This window comes from Nocardia sp. NPDC058497, from assembly GCF_042720195.1.
Lineage (GTDB): Bacteria > Actinomycetota > Actinomycetes > Mycobacteriales > Mycobacteriaceae > Nocardia.
On sequence record NZ_JBHXMY010000058.1, the window covers coordinates 1 to 18,183 of the forward strand.

General features: G+C 68.5%; 16 protein-coding genes and 1 pseudogene. 14 read left to right on the plus strand and 3 right to left on the minus strand.

The annotated features are described in order from the left end of the window. Positions 1 to 732, minus strand: a pseudogene (locus ACFWPJ_RS06735) (PucR family transcriptional regulator); the annotation flags it as partial. Between the two features lie 317 nt (positions 733 to 1,049). On the opposite strand from ACFWPJ_RS06735, the gene ACFWPJ_RS06740 reads away from it, so the two are divergent. From ACFWPJ_RS06740 to ACFWPJ_RS06785, 10 genes are all read left to right on the plus strand, one after another. Further along, the gene (locus tag ACFWPJ_RS06740) at positions 1,050 to 1,859 is read left to right on the plus strand and encodes an MlaE family ABC transporter permease (RefSeq protein ID WP_378848099.1); all 810 of its coding nucleotides are present in this window, start codon (positions 1,050 to 1,052) and stop codon (positions 1,857 to 1,859) included. Next, positions 1,856 to 2,716 carry an ABC transporter permease gene (locus ACFWPJ_RS06745; protein WP_378848064.1) on the plus strand — a complete coding sequence of 287 codons (861 nt, stop codon included), beginning with the start codon at positions 1,856 to 1,858 and terminating at the stop codon, positions 2,714 to 2,716. Before ACFWPJ_RS06740 ends, ACFWPJ_RS06745 begins: the two co-directional genes overlap by 4 nt. Before the next feature lie 2 nt (positions 2,717 to 2,718). Next, a complete protein-coding gene (locus ACFWPJ_RS06750) occupies positions 2,719 to 3,756 on the plus strand; it encodes an MlaD family protein (protein WP_378848066.1) in 1,038 nt (345 codons plus the stop codon). Next, positions 3,753 to 4,760 (plus strand): MlaD family protein, encoded by a 1,008-nt coding sequence (locus ACFWPJ_RS06755; protein WP_378848069.1) that lies wholly within the window; start codon positions 3,753 to 3,755, stop codon positions 4,758 to 4,760. The genes ACFWPJ_RS06750 and ACFWPJ_RS06755 overlap by 4 nt, the downstream gene beginning before the upstream one ends. Continuing rightward, positions 4,748 to 5,785 carry an MlaD family protein gene (locus ACFWPJ_RS06760; protein ID WP_378848072.1) on the plus strand — a complete coding sequence of 346 codons (1,038 nt, stop codon included), beginning with the start codon at positions 4,748 to 4,750 and terminating at the stop codon, positions 5,783 to 5,785. The genes ACFWPJ_RS06755 and ACFWPJ_RS06760 overlap by 13 nt, the downstream gene beginning before the upstream one ends. Continuing rightward, on the plus strand, positions 5,785 to 6,861 hold the full coding sequence (locus ACFWPJ_RS06765; RefSeq protein WP_378848074.1) for an MlaD family protein: 1,077 nt from the start codon (positions 5,785 to 5,787) through the stop codon (positions 6,859 to 6,861). The genes ACFWPJ_RS06760 and ACFWPJ_RS06765 overlap by 1 nt, the downstream gene beginning before the upstream one ends. After that, complete coding sequence (locus ACFWPJ_RS06770) at positions 6,858 to 7,925, plus strand: MlaD family protein (protein ID WP_378848077.1); 1,068 nt, start codon at positions 6,858 to 6,860, stop codon at positions 7,923 to 7,925. Before ACFWPJ_RS06765 ends, ACFWPJ_RS06770 begins: the two co-directional genes overlap by 4 nt. Next, positions 7,922 to 8,881: an MlaD family protein gene (locus ACFWPJ_RS06775; RefSeq protein ID WP_378848079.1), complete on the plus strand. Its 960-nt coding sequence runs from the start codon at positions 7,922 to 7,924 to the stop codon at positions 8,879 to 8,881. Before ACFWPJ_RS06770 ends, ACFWPJ_RS06775 begins: the two co-directional genes overlap by 4 nt. Before the next feature lie 23 nt (positions 8,882 to 8,904). Further along, on the plus strand, positions 8,905 to 9,510 hold the full coding sequence (locus ACFWPJ_RS06780) for a hypothetical protein (protein WP_378848082.1): 606 nt from the start codon (positions 8,905 to 8,907) through the stop codon (positions 9,508 to 9,510). 157 nt (positions 9,511 to 9,667) lie between these two features. Further along, complete coding sequence (locus ACFWPJ_RS06785) at positions 9,668 to 10,981, plus strand: lipase family protein (protein ID WP_378848085.1); 1,314 nt, start codon at positions 9,668 to 9,670, stop codon at positions 10,979 to 10,981. Positions 10,982 to 11,023: 42 nt separating this feature from the next. Here the strand turns inward: ACFWPJ_RS06785 and ACFWPJ_RS06790 are convergent, their stop codons facing one another. Beyond that, a complete protein-coding gene (locus ACFWPJ_RS06790) occupies positions 11,024 to 12,409 on the minus strand; it encodes a DUF1214 domain-containing protein (RefSeq protein ID WP_378848087.1) in 1,386 nt (461 codons plus the stop codon). Positions 12,410 to 12,623: 214 nt separating this feature from the next. Here ACFWPJ_RS06790 and ACFWPJ_RS06795 point away from each other — a divergent pair, with 214 nt between their 5' ends. After that, the gene (locus tag ACFWPJ_RS06795) at positions 12,624 to 12,941 is read left to right on the plus strand and encodes a GYD domain-containing protein (protein WP_378848102.1); all 318 of its coding nucleotides are present in this window, start codon (positions 12,624 to 12,626) and stop codon (positions 12,939 to 12,941) included. Positions 12,942 to 12,952: 11 nt separating this feature from the next. Here the strand turns inward: ACFWPJ_RS06795 and ACFWPJ_RS06800 are convergent, their stop codons facing one another. Next, complete coding sequence (locus ACFWPJ_RS06800) at positions 12,953 to 14,080, minus strand: serine hydrolase domain-containing protein (protein ID WP_378848090.1); 1,128 nt, start codon at positions 14,078 to 14,080, stop codon at positions 12,953 to 12,955. Positions 14,081 to 14,306: 226 nt separating this feature from the next. Here ACFWPJ_RS06800 and ACFWPJ_RS06805 point away from each other — a divergent pair, with 226 nt between their 5' ends. The 3 genes from ACFWPJ_RS06805 to ACFWPJ_RS06815 form a co-directional block, all read left to right on the plus strand. Continuing rightward, the gene (locus ACFWPJ_RS06805) at positions 14,307 to 15,785 is read left to right on the plus strand and encodes a glyceraldehyde-3-phosphate dehydrogenase (protein WP_378848092.1); all 1,479 of its coding nucleotides are present in this window, start codon (positions 14,307 to 14,309) and stop codon (positions 15,783 to 15,785) included. A 231-nt stretch (positions 15,786 to 16,016) separates the two neighbouring features. Continuing rightward, the gene (locus ACFWPJ_RS06810) at positions 16,017 to 17,381 is read left to right on the plus strand and encodes a hypothetical protein (RefSeq protein WP_378848094.1); all 1,365 of its coding nucleotides are present in this window, start codon (positions 16,017 to 16,019) and stop codon (positions 17,379 to 17,381) included. A gap of 89 nt (positions 17,382 to 17,470) precedes the next feature. Beyond that, the coding region (locus ACFWPJ_RS06815; RefSeq protein WP_378848097.1) for an AAA family ATPase at positions 17,471 to 18,183 on the plus strand (713 nt) is incomplete at its 3' end.

Below are 18,183 nucleotides of genomic sequence, written 5' to 3' on the forward strand. Positions count from 1 at the left end.
GAGCAGAACGTATCCGGTCGTGCCGTCGAACGTGTGCAGTGGACTCATTCCGGACAGGTCGTTGAGCATTTCCCTGGCGAGCCGGACGCGTCGCCGCGCGACGGCGGCTTCGGCCACCGGCATCCGCCGGTCACCGGCCGGAACGCGCACCGCGAGCAGATCGTATTCGTCGGCGAGTGAGACATCGGCGCGAATGGCCAGCTCCTCCGCCGACCCGCCGTGGAGCAGAGCCGAGGATAGTTCGCGGCGGGCCTCCCGCTCGGTGCCGAAGATCGACTGGACGACGTCGGAATGGATCTCGGCCATGATGATGTTGAGCTGCTCGAGCAAGACCAGCAGCAGGTCGGACAGGCTGATCAGATCAGGAAGGTCCTCCGGTCGCGCTTGCGCGGCGACCTCGCGCCAGAGTCGGTGCACGCCCCCGAAGAACACCTTGACCGACATTCGCAGCGGGATGCGCTCTTCGGCCTGGCGCTCGACCACCGGAACCACCAGCGCCGCGATCTCGTCGGGGTCGAGGTCGCGTTGCTCGTCGATCGCCCGCAGGATCGCCGCCGCCACCGCGACGATGGACGGCGTGACGTCCTCGGCGAAATGGCCGGGCGGCAACTGTTCGGTCCCGGGGATCTGGGCCAGGCCCGCGTCGAGCAACTCGGTCGCGAGTTCCGCCAGCCGGGGAATGGACCGGCTGATGAGTGGCGTATCGAGGCTGAGCGGGCGACCGGACGGCATTGGCAGATTGTGACCGTAAACCAGGTCACAGCAAAATTCCCGTGAACTGGTCAGTTGACCAATTAGATCTGGGGTGTTCCGCAACAGGCCGTGCGGGGAACCGTTTAGTTCTGTGAGACAAATTCGGCACCGGCAGGTTCTCGACATCGTGCAGTGACAGCACATCGCGGTCTTCCATAGGTTCGAACATCGTCATGGTTATGGCCCGGATCACATTTCGGGTGGTTTCGAGGGGAGGCACCGAAGCATTGGAGGACAACCTCCTCGGCGGTACACCGACGATCGCACCGCAACGGATTCGCGAACCGGACCCCGGCCTGCCCGGTCTGATCGGAAAGAACGTCACCGACACCCTCGGCTCGGCGGTCCGCACCCTCGGCCGCGCGATCGTGCTCGCGGTCTCCTCGGTGCTCGGCGCCTGCACCGACCTCGTCGGCGGCAAGCTGCAGTGGCGCGAAACCCTGACGCAGGCATGGCGACTGGTGACTGTCACGGCGATCCCCGCGATCCTGATGGCGGTGCCGTTCGGCGTGATCGTCTCGGTGCAGGTGGGCAATCTGATCCACACCCTCGGCGCCGATTCGCTGCTCGGCGCCACCGGCGGCCTCGGCGTGATCAAACAGGGTGCGCCGATGGCGACCGGCTTCCTGCTCGGTGGGGCGGGCGCCTCGGCCATCGCGGCCGACCTCGGCGCGCGCACCATCCGCGAGGAGATCGACGCGCTGCACACCATGGGCATCAGTCCGGTGCACCGGCTGGTGATCCCGCGCATGGTGGCGATGGTGCTGGTGGCGCCGCTGCTCAACATCCTGATCATCTTCGTCGGCGTGCTGGCCGGGTACCTGGTGGCGATCGGCGGACAGAACGTCACGCCGGGCAGCTACTGGGCGACGTTCGGTTCCTTCACCACCGTCGCCGATGTGGGGGTCTCGCTGGTGAAAGCGGTGATCTTCGGCTTCCTCGTCGTGATGATCGCCTGCCAGCGCGGACTGGAGGCCAAGGGCGGGCCGCGCGGTGTGGCCGACGCGGTGAACGCGTCGGTGGTGCTCTCGGTCGTCTGCATCGTCGTGGTCAATCTCGCGATCACCCAGGTGACCGCCATGTTCCTGCCGACGAGACTGGCATGAGTTCGACCTATGCCCCGTGGGGGCTCGGCCGGATCGACCGGTGGCGGCGTAACGGTGGCGTGACCCGGCCACTCGAAAACCTCGGCTTCGCACTGGGTTTCGTGTGGCAGGCGCTCTCGGCGGTCCCGCTGACGCTGCGCCGCTACCGGGCCGAGACGATGCGCTCGATCTCGGGGATGACCTGGGGCAGCGGTTCGGTGATCGTCGGTGGCGGCACGGTGCCGATGATGATCGTGCTGGGTCTGGCGATGGGTGGCTCGGTGGCGGTCGAGTCGTTCGCGACCTTGAACATGCTGGGCATGGGACCGGTCACCGGCCTGATCTCGGCCTACGCCACCACCCGTGAGCTCGCCCCGATCGCCGCCGCGATCGGGTTCGCCGCCCAGGCCGGCTGCCGGATGACCGCGGAGATCGGCTCGATGCGGATCTCGGAGGAGATCGACGCGATCGAGGCGCTGGGCCTGCGCTCGATTCCGTTCGTGGTGACCACCCGGGTGATCGCGGGCGCGATCGCGATCATCCCGACCTTCCTGATCGGCCTGATCTTGTCGTACCTGTCCTGCCGGGCGGTGATCACGCTGGTGCACGGCCAGTCCGCGGGCGTCTACGACCACTACTTCTTCCAGTTCGTCACCGGATTCGACGTGATCGCCGCGGTGGTGAAGGTCGCGATCTTCGCGACGGTGGTGATCCTGATCCAGTGCTACTACGGCTTTTTCGCCGCCGGTGGCCCCCAGGGTGTGGGTATCGCCTCCGGCCAGGCGGTGCGCGCCAGCTTCGTCGCGATCATCGCCATCGACATGTTGTTGTCCATCGCGTTGTGGGGATTCAACGCCGCCATCGATTTCACGGGGTAGGGATGCCGAATTACGGATTGCCAGGGGTGGCCATCCAGCAGCGCGCGGCCATGGTGGTGGGGGCGGTGACCGTCGTCGCCGTCGCGGTGGGGCTGCTGGGCTGGCGGGTCGCCGGCTCCGGCGACGAGGTCGCGGGCACCGAGATCGTGCTGCGCACAGAGCGTCTCGGTGACGGCATCGTCGTCGGCACTCGGGTGCGCGCCGACGGCGTCCTCGTCGGGCAGGTCACCGAGATCGCCCCGGTCGGTCCGGGTACGCAGACGATCACGCTGGACGTGGACCGGGCACAGCTCGACGGCATCGACGACAGCATGAGGGTCGACTACGCGACCTCGAACCTGTTCGGCATCAGCGAGATCCAGCTGCGCCCCGGTCGTGGGGGCGGGCCGTTGCGCACCGGGTCGGTCGTCGACCTGACCGGCGCGCGGGCCGCGGATACCGTCGACGCGACGATGGGCAACCTGCTGCGCGGCCTGTCCACGGTCGGCGACCAGGCACTGGCCGCCCGGCTCGCCGTCGTCCTGGACCAACTCGCCACCGACATCCAGGCTTTCACGCCGCTGTTGCAGGCCATGGTGGTGACCGCGCGCACCGTCGCCGACAACCAGACCCTGCCGCCCTCGTTCCAGCTGGAGCAGCTCGGCACCGCGATCGCGGGCGCGGCGCCGTTCGCGGGCGCGACGGTCGACGTGATCGACCGCGTCTACCGGATCGACGCACTGCGCAACGATCGGGCCCGGTTCGACGCCACCGTGAGCATGGTGGTGGAGCGGTTGTTCCCCGCGCTGCAAACCACGATGACGCATGCGAGCGAACAGTTTCCGGCCTACGTCGCCATGGCGGTGCCGCTGCTGTCCGCGGTGGCGAATGCGGTACCGGACCCGCAGCGCAGCAGCGCCGACCTGACCGCCCTGCTCGCGAATCTGCGCTCGGCCATGGCCGAGACCGAGTCGGGGCCGGTGCTGAACGTCGACGTGGACCTGAGGATCGCACCGGTGCCGATGATCCCGCTGCTGGGCGGGCAGGTGATCCCGCGATGACGTCGGTCAGCGGATCCGCGTGGCGGCTGGTGCTTTTCGCCGCGACGATGATCGCCGTACTCGGCCTGGTCGTCACCGCCATCCAGCGGCCGGTCGCCGGTGACACCGTGGACTATCGGGCCGTGTTCACCGATGTGAACGGGCTGAAGACCGGTGACGACATCCGGCTCTACGGCGTCCAGGTGGGCAAGGTGCACGACATCTCGCTCCGCGGCACCGAGGCGATCGTCGGCTTCTCGGTGCGCACCGGCACGTCGGTCCACGACAACTCGCACCTGGCGATCCGGTACCAGAATCTGACCGGCCAGCGCTATGTAGACCTCCAGCAGCCGGCGACTCCGACCGGGAAGACACCGGCGGGAGCCACCATCGGCACCGACCGCACCATCGCCTCGTTCGATGTGACCGCGCTGTTCAACGGCTTGAAGCCGGTGCTGGCGACGCTGTCGCCCGAGGCGCTGAACCAGTTCACCACCAGCCTGCTCGCGGTGATCGAGGGCGACGGGAACGGCATCGGCCCCGCGCTCGCGGCCATCGGCACGCTCAGCGGCTACGTCGCCGACCGGCAGGCGCTCATCACCACGCTGATCACCAACCTCGCCGGGATCTCCGACGCGCTCGGCGGCCGGTCCCAGCACCTGGTCACCCTGCTGTCGAAACTGGCCGACGTGTTCACTTCGCTGCAGATCAAGGTCAACGGATTGATCGACTTCGCCATGACGGCGCCGCCGGTACTCGGACCGGTCGACTCGCTGCTGGCCACGCTCGGCCTCACCGAGAACGAGAACCCCGACCTTGCCGACGCCCTGCGGCACGCGGTGCCCGACCCGGCGGCGGTGGCCGAGATCCTCGGCAAGCTGCCGTCGCTGCTCGCGAGTCTGCGCACGGCACTCCCGTCGACTGGCGCCGGTGTCGAAACAACCTGTGCGAAGGGCGAAGCCGAGGTGCCCGCGCCCGTCGCGATCCTGTTCGCCGGACAGAAGGTGTCGGTATGTCGAGGCTGAGCCGGGTGATCGCCGGGGTGCGCGGGTTCGTGAGCAGTCGCGACGCGGCCACGATGCGGCGCACCGAACTGTGGGTCGGCCTGGCGGGCATCGTCGTGCTGGCCGGGATCCTGCTCGCGGTGGCCGCGCTGTACGCGGTGCCGTTCGGCAAGCGGTCCTACACCGCGCTGCTGCCCGAGGCGCAGGCGGTGCGGGTCGGCGACGATGTGCGACTGGCCGGGGTGCCGGTCGGTGCGGTGACCGGACTGGAGCTCACCGACGAACACGTCGAGATGACCTTCACAGTCGACGACGCGGTCTTCGTCGGCGCCGAGACCGGACTCGACATCCGGATGCTCACCATCGTCGGCGGGCACTCGGGCGGGGCGCCCCCGGCGGGACCCCGCCCGCGGGGCCGCCCGGCGTTCCCCGCCCCCCGGGTGCGCCTGCCCTACAACCTCGCCCAGGCCTTCCAGGACGCTGTCGACCCGCGGCGGGCGGTCGACGGTGACCGCCTGCGTTCGAATCTCGAGGCACTGAGCACCTCGATCGCCGCGAGTCCGGAGGGTATCCGCGAGACCGTGGCCGGGATCGGGCAGTTCGTCACCGCCCTCGACCGGCAGCGCGAGGAGGTCGGCAAGGCGATCGCGATCGCGGACGAACAGCTCGGTGCCGTGGAACAGGCGCGCGGCGAACTCGGCAGGCTCGTGGAGAAGATCTCGCTGCTCGAAACCATGTTGGCCGACAAACAGAGTGAGGTCAGAGTCGCGGTGGAACAGCTCGATCGGGTGGTGAGTCGCCTCGCCGGCGTCCAGCCCGCGTGGGAGACGACGCTGCGGCCGATGGCGCGCAAGCTCGCCGACGCCGTGCCCGAACTCGTCGCGCTCGGTGACCGCCTGCAACCCGTCATCGACGGGGTGCGCGATCTGGCCCAGCGGTTGAGCGCGCTGGTCCCGGTGCCCGGTTCGGTCGTCATCGATCAGTCGGCGACCACGCTGGGTTCGGGCACCGCGGTGTGTGTTCCGGTGCCGGGACGGGTGTGCTGATGCTGCGCCGTCTGGTCTCCTCCCGAGGGTTCGTCTCCGTGGTCGCCACCGTGGCGGTGTCGGTGGTGGCCGTCGCCGCCTATCTGCTGGTGCTGCGTCCACCTGTGGCAACCAGGACCTATTGCGCCGTGCTGCCCGACACCATCGGGCTCTATGTCGGCAACCATGTGACCCTGCGCGGCATGACGGTCGGCGAGGTCACCGCGATCGACCCGCGGGGCGCCACGGTGCGGGTCGACTTCGCCGTCGACGAACGCCACCCCGTCCCGGCCGATGCCGCGGCGGTCACCGTGTCCGACACGATCGTCGCCGACCGGGAACTGGCGGTCCTGCCCGGCGGTGACCCGGCCCGGCAGCGCGACGAGAACGGCTGTATCACCAGGACTCTCACGCCCAAGAGCATGACCCAGACGCTCGACGCGGTCGCCGGACTGGCCCGCCAGACGCTCGGTCCCGAGTCCGGTACCAGGGACGCATTGCGGCGCGGGCTGGCGGCGCTCGACAGCGCCACGGCCGGCACCGGGCCCGAGATCAATGCCGGGATCACCGATCTCGCCGCCCTGCTGGACAGTCCCGATGCCTCGATCGCGCATCTGGGCGGCATCATCGAGTCGCTCGCCGCGATCTCCGGCAGCGTGGCCGATCGATGGGGTGACATCCGGCTGATGCTGACCCGGCTGGCCACCGTACTCGACCAGGTGAACAACCAATTGTTCAGCCGCACCGTCGAGATCATCGACGGGTTCCAGCGTGTACTGCCGATGCTGAACGAGATCACGTCGATGTTCGGTGACCCGATCTTCCGGGTGCTCGATGCCTCGATCCCGCTCGTGCGGCTGATCCGGGTGAACGTGGACACGTTGCGTGACATCGCCGTCAAGGTCCCCGTGCTGGCCGCGGCCGCCCGATCGGTCGCGGACCCGGCGCGCGGCATCGACTACGCCCCGCCGGTCGTCACGGTGCCGCCGGAGATCACGGCGCAGCTGTGCGCGCTCGGCGGCACACCGGACTGTGGTCCCGGTGATACACGGATTCCGCTGTCGCGGTTGGTCTTCGGAATGGCAGGAGCACGATGAATCACTCGACCGGCCCACACCGGTGGCGCGCGGTGGCGGCGGTGGCCTCGGTTGTCGCGCTCTCCGCGACGGGCTGCGCGTTCGACCCCGCCTCGGTGCCGGTGCCCGGCACCGGGATCGACGGCACGACCTATCCGGTGCGGATCGAGTTCGCCAACGCGCTCAACCTGCCCGCCAGGGCGAAGGTGATGGCCGACGGTGTGCGCGTCGGGACGGTGGCCGACGTGGCCGTGGTAGACGCCACGACCGGCGGCTACGTGCTCGTCACCACCGGCATCGCCGAGTCCGTCGTGCTGCGCACCGACACTGTCGCCCAGCTGCGCCAGAACACGGTGCTCGGCGACATCCACATCGAGCTGACGTCCACCGCGGGCGGGCAGGCGCCCCGGCTGCGTCCCGGCGGGGTGATTCCGCGGGCGCAGACGAAACCCGCCACCCAGATCGAGGACACCCTGGCCGGCTTGTCGACCCTGGTCCATGGCGGTGCGATCACCCGCTTCCAGGACATCGTCGACCAGCTCAACACGGTCTTCCCCGACAACCCGGCCGAGACCCGGCGGATCGCCCAGGTGATCGGGGCCGACGCCCAGGACCTGGCGGCGAACCTGCACACCGCCGACACCCTGCTCGACGGCATGAGCCAGATGGTCGGCACCGTCGACGCCAGGAAGGAACAACTCGCCGAGCTGCTCACCGAACCCGGTGTGGCCCAGGCCTCGGCATCGGTCGCCTCCATCGTCAACGTGGTCGGAGTGCTCGGCGCCCTCGGCGCGGTGGCGCACTCGCTGGCGTGGCTGGCTCCGCTCGCCGCCTCCGGTGACGCGGCGGCCAGGGCGTTCGTGCCGCTGGCGCTCACCGGTCGGCCCCTGGATCTGTCGGCGCCGTCGAATCTGAACGCGCTGGTCTCGCTGATCCGCGACCGGATCATTCCGTTCGTCGAGCGCGGCCCGAAGGTGAACATCGTAGGGGCGCGGGTCACCCCGGGCGAGGACGGCCCGGCGAGCACCGACGAACAGGTCGCCTCGATCGTGCAGGCACTGCGGATGATCGGGGCAGTGCGATGAAGACCGGTCCGCTCGTCTCGCTGCTCGGCATCGCCGTCATCTCCCTGGTCGGCGTCGGGTACCTGACTTTCGGCGTGGTGCGGTACGAGCCGCTGCGCGAACAGCTCGCCGCCACCCTCGAATTGCCGGATTCAGCGGGGCTGCTGCCTGGTTCGCCGATCCTGCTGCGCGGTGTCGAGGTCGGTTCCGTCACCGGCGTGCAGCGGGCGCGCGGGCGGGTCGCGGTGCGGTTCGCCATCGACGCGCGCTACGAGATCCCGGTGGACAGCACGGTCTTCATCGAATCACTGTCCGGACTGGGCGAGCCCTACGTGGTGTTCGCGCCCAGTTCCACGCAGGGTCCGTTCGTCCGCGACGGACAGACGCTGGCGGGGGAGAAGATCCGGGCGCCACTGGCCATCGCCGAGGTTGCCCGCCTCGTCGCCGAGGCGATGGAACAACTCGATCCGCAGGTCCTCGACCGCCTGATCGCCACCGCCGAGGCCGCGATGCGGGGAACCGGCGAGCTGGTGCCGCGCCTTGCGCGGTCGAGCGACCTCGTGGCCGCCATGCTGATGAGCCGCTCGGCCACTTACGGTCAGCTGCTCGCCGACCTCGAGCGGGTCACCCCCGATATGACCTGGACCGGGCCCGCCTTCACCGCCGCCGCACCGAATTTCGTCGAGTTCGGACAGCGCGTCGACGAGATCGCCGAGGCGGTGCAGCGGCTGGTGCGCACCGGCAACACACCGGAGATGTATGTCGAGGGGCACGGCCTGGTCCCGTTCCTCGACCAGCTCACCGACTGGATCGACAAGGCAGGCCCCGAACTCGCGCCGCTCGCTCCTGCCCTGCAACCACTCGCCGACGCCGCCACCGACTCGGCGGGCCGCCTGGACCTGAGCGCCCTGATCGGGTCGGCGGCCGCCGCGAGCGCACCCGCGGGCGCGCTGCACCTGCGGGTCAACGTCAAATAGCCGCCACAGCAATCGAGGAACAGATGACCGCGCAGACCCTGCCAGCGCCCAGCCCCACCGAGGACGAGCCCGCCGAGCACCATCCGGTGGAGATGCGTTCGCCCGGAAGGCAACTGACACTGCCCGTGTCGACGGTACTGACAGCTGTGGTCGCAGTCCTCGGCGTGCTGGCGGGTGTGTGCTTCGGGGTGCTGTGGTGGAACGCCCGTGCCGACCTGCAAGCCGTGGCGCAGGGCGCGGCCGACGATCGGCACGCCGAGCGGCTGGCCACCGACTACGCCGTCGGCGCGTCGCGGGTGGACTACAAGGACGTCGACTCCTGGGTCGGCAGGCTCAAAGCGGGCACCTCCACCGAGCTCGCCGCCAAATTCGACGCCACCGCACCGAAATTGAAGGACATCCTCGTCCCGATGCAGTGGACCTCCGAGGGCACCGCGTCCAGCGCGAAGGTGGCCTCGAAGACGGCGCAGGTCTTTCAGGTCGACGTCTATGTCGACGTGAACTCCACCAGCGCGCAGACCACCGACAGGACACGCACCACTGTCCACTACGCCGTCACCGTCGACGCGGGCAACGGCTGGAAGATCGTCGACGTGGGCGGCGCGGGTGGCGCACTGCCGCTGAAGTAGGAATTCGGGGCATCCGATTCTCGCATTCGTACAGTGACAGGAACCGTTGCGTTCCATAAGAATTGTGGTGCGGCCGTGTGTGATTCGGCGCCTTGTCGCGCTGTGGCTGTAAATGGGCACCGGGACCAATGGGGGTCCCGGGCAGGAAGGACCCCAGATGACCGTCAATGTCGACGTCTACGACGAATGCGCGCCGGTGGCGCCGCGGCGTTTCCCGCACCCCGGACGGGCGCTTCGTCCCGAGGACGATCCGTTCCACACCCCGCCGCTCGGCTGGGAGACGACGGCACCCGGCACCATCCTGCACACCCGGCCGGTGACGGTCGGTGCATTCGGAATCATCCGGCAGCCGTTCACAGCATGGCAGTTGCTATACCGCACAACAGATCTCGATGATCGGCCGGATACGACGGTGGTGACCGTGCTGGTGCCCGATCCTGACGCCGCTCGTCCCGAGCGGGTACTCAGCTTCCAGTGCGCGATCGACGCGGTGTCGTCGCGGTGCTTCCCGTCCTACGCCCTGCGGCAGGGCGCACGCGCGCTCGGTTCGGTGCCGCAGTTCGAGCTGTTCCTCATCGGCTGCGCGCTCGAGCGTGGGTGGATCGTCGCCGTGCCCGACCACGAGGGCATGCTCGGTGTGTTCGGCGCGCCACGGGAACCGGGATACCGTTCGCTCGACGGCATCAGAGCCACACTGGGTTTCGCCGAACTCGGCCTCGACGCGCGGACTCCCGTCGGCCTGTTCGGCTACTCCGGTGGCGGCATGGCGACTTCGTGGACCGCGGAGATGGCCGGCACCTACGCACCCGAACTGACCATCGTCGGCGCGGCCGCCGGATCGCCGGTCGGTGACCCCGCCTCCACCTTCCTGCGGCTGAACGGTTCGGTGTTCTCGGGCCTACCCGGGATGGTCGTGGCCGGATTACGCCGGGTCTCACCGGCTCTCGACGCCGCTCTGGAAGAAACCACCACGTCCGCCGCGGAACGTCGGCTGACGGCACTGACCGATCGGACCACCGTGGGCGCCCTGCTGCGCGCACCGCTGATGGACTGGGACGACCTGACGACCAAGCCGTTGGCAGACATGCTGGCCCAGCCGGAGATCGTGGCGCTCATGCAGAGTCTGCAATTGGGCCTGCGCACCCCGACGATGCCGATGCTCGTCGTCCAGAGTGTCGCCGACCCGCTCATCTCGGTGGACGACGTCGACGGCCAGGTGCAGCGCTACCGTGCCGGCGGCGCCCACGTCACCTACCTGCGCGACCGCCTCAGCGAACATGTGACGCTCGCGATCTTCGCCGCGCCCCTGATGTTCGACTGGCTCGACGATCGCTTCGCCGGCCGCCCGCTGCCCGCGCCGACGACCAGCACCGTCACCACCGTCCTCGCCGGCCGCGGCACCCTGGCGGGCCTGTGGCGCTTCGTCCGGCTGTGCCTGCGCATGCTGCGCGGACGCGGCGTGCCCGCCTGAGCTCAGGAGGTCGTCCGCGCGTCCCGGTGAGCCGGGATGAGGTCATCCGTGGCGATGGAAGTCCGGTAGCTGCCAGGTGCCGTCGAAGGCCGGGCCGGTCGGACCGTAGACGCGGAAGTAGGTGAACCAGCCTGTGCCCGGGATGGTTTGGACCCAGCGATCGGTCGGGGTGTTCGGTGGTGGGGTCGGCCCGAAGTAGAGGGTGAGCGGGGCGGCGGTGTCGATGTCGGCGAGTTCGTACAGGGAGCGCAGGGCGGCTCGGTTCTGTGGTGCTTTCAGTTCGCTGCGGGTGCGCGCGTCGTAGACGGTGATGGACCAGAACAGACTCGCCGGGACCGGCTGCGGCACGGTAAGGCTGTAATAGCCGGCGCCCTCGAGGTAGGCGCCCGCGGAATCGCGCAGGCCGAGCCAGTACAGCGATCCCGCGCCGGGTTCGCGGGCGAACATGGCGGGGGATTCGATCTGGGCTTGGTAGAACCATTTCTCCCGCGCGTACAGGTCGGTGTAGCCGTCGGTGTCGAAGGTGCCGTTCTCCGGGCGCAGCACAGCCCACTCCCACCGGCTGTCCGGCCACACGATCCGGTCCAGGCGGCGGTCGGCGAACGACTGCACGCACAGGTGCAGGTGACCGCGCCGTGCCGCATCGGTGAGGATGGCGGTCATCCGCCGGTCGGGGTAGAACGGAGCGTCGCGCACGATGCCCAGGGCCGCGAGTTCCCCGTACTGGTGGCGGTAGGCGGGATTGGGCGGTTCGGTCTGCAGAATCTCGTGCAGGACCCGCCAGTAGTCGAGGTTGTCCTCCCAGCGCACGGGCGAGAAGTCCCAGCCCTGCTGCACCGACAGATCGACCCAGTCCACCGGATTCGACTCGGCATCGGCGCCCAGCGGATACACCGTGATCTGCTGCATCAGTGCGATCGCCGCGTCGACGTCGGTGCCGTGGGGCAGTGCGCGCACGAGGACAAGGACCCGGTTGGTCGTTGCGGTACCCGGGAAATATCCCTCGGGGACCGGACCGGCGTAGCCGGGTGGCAGCAGCAGGTGCTTACCGCCGTCGGCGCCGGCGGGGCCGGGCAGGCCCAGGTCGAGTACCCAGAGCTGGTTGAGGTCGTTGGCCGTGCCCATGAGGGTGCCGGGCGGTATCTCCACGACCATCGGCCCGGCGGACAGGTCGACGGTGAGTCCGGAGTACGGGGTGTCGGAGTTGGCCGTGAACACGTACTGGTCCGGCGAGCCGACCAGCAATGCCATCACAGTGTTCGGCACTGCTCCCGCGCTGAGATTTCCGCGCCAGGTCGCTTCCAGCGAGACGGTGGGATAGAAGAACCGATACATCGCCAATGCCCGGTTGTAATCGAGTTCGTCATAGGCGCGACGCACAGCCTGGCTATGCGGAAAACCCCCGCGGATGTCCTGCGGTGCAGTCATCCCGGTCACGCTAGGTGGTCGAATATCGGTCGGCCTCACCTGAAACGGATGAACTGCGCGTCTGTCCCAGCGCCGTATGCGAGCTGTTCAGATATCGCCGCAGTTGCAGTGGCGCATCATTGCGACGACAGCGTTCGTGCCGGGCGGAATCGGGGGCGGTGAGGTCCTAGGCTCTGTCTCGCCGAGATCGTCTCAGCTGAGGAGGTTGGTAGGTATGCCCAAATATATGTGGCGGGTCAGCTATCTCCAGGAAGGGGCGACTGGGCTCCTCGCGCAGGGTGGCAGTGCGCGCCAAGCGGCGATCACGGAGATGGTCGAGAGCGTGGGCGGAAAGGTGGAAGCCTGCTATTTCGCGTTCGGTGATGATGATCTGTTCGTCATCGGCGATGTCCCGGACGATGTCGCCGCCGCGGCGCTCGCGATTCGTACCGCGGCCGCTGGTGCTGCCGTGTCGCACACTGTCGGGTTGCTGACACCTGCGCAGATCGACGAGGCCGTAGCTCGGGACGTCACCTATCGGCCGCCGGCGTAGCTCCTTGGCTGTCATCGAGGGCTCGGCGTCGGCTGATCGTTCAGCGCGCACAGCGCCTTGTCGACGAGCACGGCCGGCTCGAATCGGGCGGCGTCGGCGAGGCGCGGCATCTGGTTGACGCTGATCGTCACGGCGCTGGTCGCGGTCGCGGCGACCAGCACCGAGAAACCGTAGATGGCGCCGTTGTGGCCCCACACCTCCAGCCCGCAGCTGGACTTCCGCCGAAACAGTCCGAGCCCGACACCGGTGATTCCCGGGAGTCCGACCGCCATGGTCCGGGTCATCTCGGCGAACTCCGCCGCCGGTACCAGCCGGCCGGAGACCAGCGCGATGAAGAACCGATTCAGATCGCGGCCACTCGACACCATGGCTCCATCGGGCAGTCCCCAGTTGGGGTCGATATCGGTGACGTCTACGCGCTTGTCGCCGAAGTAGTGGTATGCCCTGGGGTGCGCTCCGCGAATCGTTTGTTCCACGGGGTAGTCCGGCCAGTAGGTATCCGTGAGGTCGAGCGGGCGGATCACCCGTCGGGTGACCTCGTCCGCGATCGACGCACCGGTGATGCGCTCGACGACCTGTCCGAGCAGCAGGTAATTGGTATTCGAATAGCGGAACTCCGCACCCGGTTCGAACATCGCCGGACGGGCCAGCGCCATGTCGATCAACTCGTCGACGGGGCGTGATCGCCGCAGATCTGCCTCGGAGCTCAGGCCGAGCAACGGCAGATAGTCGGGTATGCCGCTGGTATGGCTGAGCAGCTGGCGCAGGGTGATCCTGTTTCCGTCACCACCGGGGCCTGTCACCATCCCCGGCAGATAGCGCTCCACCGCGACATCGAGTGCCGCGCGGCCTTCGCCGACCAGCTGCATGACGACGGACGCGACGAAGGTTTTGGTATTGCTGGCTATCCGCACGCGCGCCGCATCAGGGAACGGTGTCTCGGCGGTGAGGTCACCGAACCCGCCATCGAGCTGGATCACCTGGTCGCGGTCGGTCGCCACCAGTTGCGCGCCGGGCACGTTGCCGTCGCGGAGGAGCTGGTCCAGATCGGACTCGAGCTCGACGCGAGGAAATTGCACAGGCGCGGGCGCGCAGGACGCCACGAACGCCGACAGCACGATCACCGTGGAGGTTGCCACTGAAAGCGCTGCGGTGAATCGCATGCTGCCCCTCTTCGTGAACGCCCGTCACCGGTCGCGGTGACATCGCGTCGGTGCACCGCGCTGCTGGCGCCCATAGTAGTGCTCGAATCGTTCCCGCCACGGAGTGGCCGACACCTCACCGGTGGGGAGCCGGTCTCGGTGATATCGCGGGCGTCTTTAGCATCGATGGGGACTACCTATCGAGGAAACCTGAGGACGTGTGTTGACCACCGAACAACTTGACCGCTGGAATGCTCAGGAAGCCGCTGCCGAGGCGATGATCCCGATCATCGGCACGCTGTACCGCGCGAAGGGTGTGACAATCCTGCTGCACAGCCGGTCGCTGGTGAACAAGTCGGTGATCAGCATCCTGCGGACGCACCGTTTCGCCAGGCAGATCGCCGGTGAGGAACTGTCCGTCGACGAGACCCTGCCGTTCCTGCAGGTGCTCAGCGAGCTGGATCTGGGGCCGTGCAAGATCGACCTCGGTCAGCTGGTGATGACCTATCGCGCCGATGATCGCGGACTGTCGATCCCGGAATTCACCGCGGCGGTGCTGGCCGAGGTGATCGGCGGCAACAAGGCCGAGCCGCAGGGCCCGCGCGATGTCGTCCTCTACGGCTTCGGCCGCATCGGGCGCCTGGTCACCCGGCTGCTCATCGAGAAGGCGGGATCGGGCAACGGGCTGCGGCTGCGCGCCGTGGTGGTGCGCAAGGGCGGCGACGACGATCTGGCCAAGCGCGCATCGCTGCTGCGCCGGGACTCGGTGCACGGCCACTTCAACGGCACCATCAAGGTCGACGCGGACAACAACACGCTCACCGCGAACGGCAACGTCATCAAGTTCATCTACAGCGATGACCCGACGACGATCGACTACACCGACTACGGCATCGACAACGCGATCCTGATCGACAACACCGGTCGCTGGCGTGACCGCGACGGCCTGTCCCAGCACCTGCGCCCCGGCATCGCGAAGGTCGTGCTCACCGCGCCGGGCAAGGGCGACGTCCCGAACATCGTGCACGGCGTCAACCACCGCAGCCTGGACCTGACGCAGGAGATCTTCTCCTGCGCCTCGTGCACCACCAACGCGATCGTGCCGCCGCTCAAGGCCATGGACGACGAATTCGGCATCCTGCGCGGGCACGTGGAGACGGTGCACTCGTTCACCAACGACCAGAACCTGCTCGACAACTACCACAAGGCCGACCGCCGTGGCCGGTCCGCGCCGTTCAACATGGTGCTCACCGAGACCGGCGCCGCCTCCGCCGTGGCGAAGGCGATGCCGGACTTCAAGGCCAAGATCACCGGCAACTCGATCCGCGTGCCTACGCCCGATGTCTCGGTCGCGATCTTGAACCTGCAGCTCGAGCAGGAGACGACGCGGGAGGACGTGCTCGCCTACCTGCGTCAGGTCTCGCTGGCGGGCCCGTTGAGCCGCAACCTCGACTACACCGCCGCCAACGACGTGGTCTCCAGCGACTTCATCGGGTCGCGCGCGGCGTCGATCATCGACGCCAACGCCACGATCGTCGAGGGCGACACCGCGATTCTGTACGTCTGGTACGACAACGAATTCGGCTACTCGTGCCAGGTGGTGCGGACGGTGCAGTACATCTCGGGCATCGAGTACCCGACCTATCCGCAGGTCGGCGCCCAGTCCGAGGCGCGTGAGCTGGCCGCCGCCGACGCGGGGTAATCAGCACAGCGATATTCGCGCGAGATGGCGCCTGACCTCTGGTCGGGCGCCATCTGCTGTCGCAGGCCGAACGCCGACGCTTGTCGGGTAGTTGATCATTGTGCATACTTGGCTCATGACATCTCGTCGAAAGGGCGTTCTGCGCCCGGGCCGTTGAGCCCCTCGCCGGTCATCGAACCGGCTTCTCTCCCGCTCGATCGCGGGGATTCTCGTCTTTCCTTCTGGTTGCGCGTGCGCGAGTTCGCGGTGCCGCCCACCATGATCGACATCGCGACCACCCGGCGCCGCGCCGGGGATTGGGCCGGGGCCTGCGCGGCCGCTCATGTCGATGTCGACATCGATCTGCGGGCGCTGGCGCGTACCCATGGTCGGGAACTCGCCGCACGCGTGCGGGCCGATCTGCGTCATCTGGCGCCGGATCTGTTGCGCTGGCACCTGCCCCGAGTCGCTCCCGACGGATTGCTCAGGCCGGGGCTGACGATGGTTTTGGCGCGCTACGACGCCGAGGCCAGCGAAAGCCGTTGTAGTGGAATGGGTTCCGTCCATCTGGTGGTTCGCACCGCACCGGCGTGGGCGGATTCGGGCCAGCGGATCAGTCTCGCGCTGTGGGACGGATCCAGGTCGGGATCCGGCACGAGTATGCATCCGCATGCCCGGCCCAACCGGCGTTTCCGGCTCGATCTGCACCGTCACCTGTGGGACGCGCGCAGGGCCGACGAGCTGCGGATGCGTTCGGGTGCAACGCAATTCCGCGCGGACAGTGATCGCACCGGCGCCACTATCACCGACCGGTGGGCTGTGGACCCCGTGGCCCCGGTTCCGCAAGATTGTGCCGTCGACCGATGGTCGGCCGAGGCGGCAATTCTGCTGCGGGCCGAGCGATCTCGGGGCGGTCTGGTGCTTGTGCGCTACGGAGCACGGCAACGCCTGGTCCTGGACATGGCTTCAGCTGGGGACGAACCGCCCGTAGTGCGGATCGCGGAGAAGTACCCGCGTGGCGGTGTGTCCGCGCTGCCGGTCCTGCCCGACGCGGCGACCTGGGTGCTGCCCGATCTGGCGTTGATCCGCGCGGGTGCGATCACGGCCGATCGGCTGCATCCACTGGTCGCCTCGGCGCTCGACCCGGACTGTTCGCCGACCGACCCACCCCGGATCAGCGCCGGTGAGCGGCTCGTCGAGTGCCGGGGAGAGCTCCACCGGATCGGGTTGGTGAACGGGGCGCTCGCCGCACTGGATCACGACCCGGCCGAAATCCGGCGCGAGGAACTGCTGGTCGCCCTGACCGGCACGCCGCTGCCCTGTCTGCGGGTCATCGACCAGGCACATCGTCATCCGGATTGGCTCGTCGGCGTTCGTGAACGTCTGGACCACGGTGACACCGCCGGTGCACTCGCTGTCGTCGAGGGACTACTCGGCCCCGGCGCGCTGCTGCGCGACGGTCCACTTCTGCACGAACTGGAAGCATCCGCGCAGCGCCGGATCACCTATGGCCTGTTCCGGGCCGGGCTACCCGCACCCGGTCACGGTCTTCGTTACCCTTCCCGCTGCGCCCGCCGCGAGCACGGCGCGCACCCACGCCACGCGATCAAGATTTGACGAGCACCGCGGCCTGCCAGGCCACTGCCCGGTGCGGCTCGCGTCTCTCGCATCCATCGAATTCTTCTGAACACAAAGGTGATTCACACATGTCTGTTCACACCCTCCGCGCTCCGCTCCCGGCTCCAGCCGCCGACTCCCAGCTCGATGTCGCGGGCGAACTGCTGGCTCTGCTGAGCGAGGTAACCACCGAGCCGCGTCCCGATACCCGACTGGAGGCGCTGACGCTGGCCGTGGCCGCCGACCTGCCGGTACTCCTGTGGGGCGAGCCCGGAATCGGCAAGACCGCCGCCCTGACCCAGCTCGCCGAATCGCTCGACCTGCCGCTGACCACGGTGATCGCGAGTGTGCATGAGCCGTCGGACTTCTCGGGCCTGCCCATCATCGGCGACGATCCCGCGGCACACGGTGTCCCGATGGCCCCACCGGACTGGGCCGTTCGACTCGCCCGCACCGGTCGCGGACTGCTGTTCCTCGACGAACTGTCGACCGCACCGCCCGCCGTCCAAGCCGCCCTGCTGCGCGTGGTCCTCGAGCGCAGAATCGGCGCGCTGCAACTGCCACCCGGTGTCCGCATCGTGGCCGCCGCCAACCCGCGCTCCTCGGCCGCCGACGGCTGGGAGCTGAGCCCACCGCTGGCGAATCGTTTCGTGCACCTGCAGTGGACCCACGACCACGACGTCGTCGTCCGCGGCCTGGGCGGAACATGGCCGCGGGCGCCAAGGACCCCGCGCGCCCCCCCCAAGCAGCCCGAGCGGGGGAGTTTAACCAACACAGAGCCCCCCCGGCCGGGATTGAGAGG

Excerpts from the sequence above, each read along its gene's own strand:
- ACFWPJ_RS06745 (WP_378848064.1), top strand. The coding sequence starts at position 1,856 with ATGAGTTCGACCTATGCCCCGTGGGGGCTCGGCCGGATCGACCGGTGG.
- ACFWPJ_RS06750 (WP_378848066.1), top strand. The coding sequence starts at position 2,719 with ATGCCGAATTACGGATTGCCAGGGGTGGCCATCCAGCAGCGCGCGGCC.
- ACFWPJ_RS06755 (WP_378848069.1), top strand. The coding sequence starts at position 3,753 with ATGACGTCGGTCAGCGGATCCGCGTGGCGGCTGGTGCTTTTCGCCGCG.
- ACFWPJ_RS06760 (WP_378848072.1), top strand. The coding sequence starts at position 4,748 with ATGTCGAGGCTGAGCCGGGTGATCGCCGGGGTGCGCGGGTTCGTGAGC.
- ACFWPJ_RS06765 (WP_378848074.1), top strand. The coding sequence starts at position 5,785 with ATGCTGCGCCGTCTGGTCTCCTCCCGAGGGTTCGTCTCCGTGGTCGCC.
- ACFWPJ_RS06770 (WP_378848077.1), top strand. The coding sequence starts at position 6,858 with ATGAATCACTCGACCGGCCCACACCGGTGGCGCGCGGTGGCGGCGGTG.
- ACFWPJ_RS06775 (WP_378848079.1), top strand. The coding sequence starts at position 7,922 with ATGAAGACCGGTCCGCTCGTCTCGCTGCTCGGCATCGCCGTCATCTCC.
- ACFWPJ_RS06780 (WP_378848082.1), top strand. The coding sequence starts at position 8,905 with ATGACCGCGCAGACCCTGCCAGCGCCCAGCCCCACCGAGGACGAGCCC.
- ACFWPJ_RS06785 (WP_378848085.1), top strand. The coding sequence starts at position 9,668 with ATGACCGTCAATGTCGACGTCTACGACGAATGCGCGCCGGTGGCGCCG.
- ACFWPJ_RS06790 (WP_378848087.1), bottom strand. The coding sequence starts at position 12,409 with ATGACTGCACCGCAGGACATCCGCGGGGGTTTTCCGCATAGCCAGGCT.
- ACFWPJ_RS06795 (WP_378848102.1), top strand. The coding sequence starts at position 12,624 with ATGCCCAAATATATGTGGCGGGTCAGCTATCTCCAGGAAGGGGCGACT.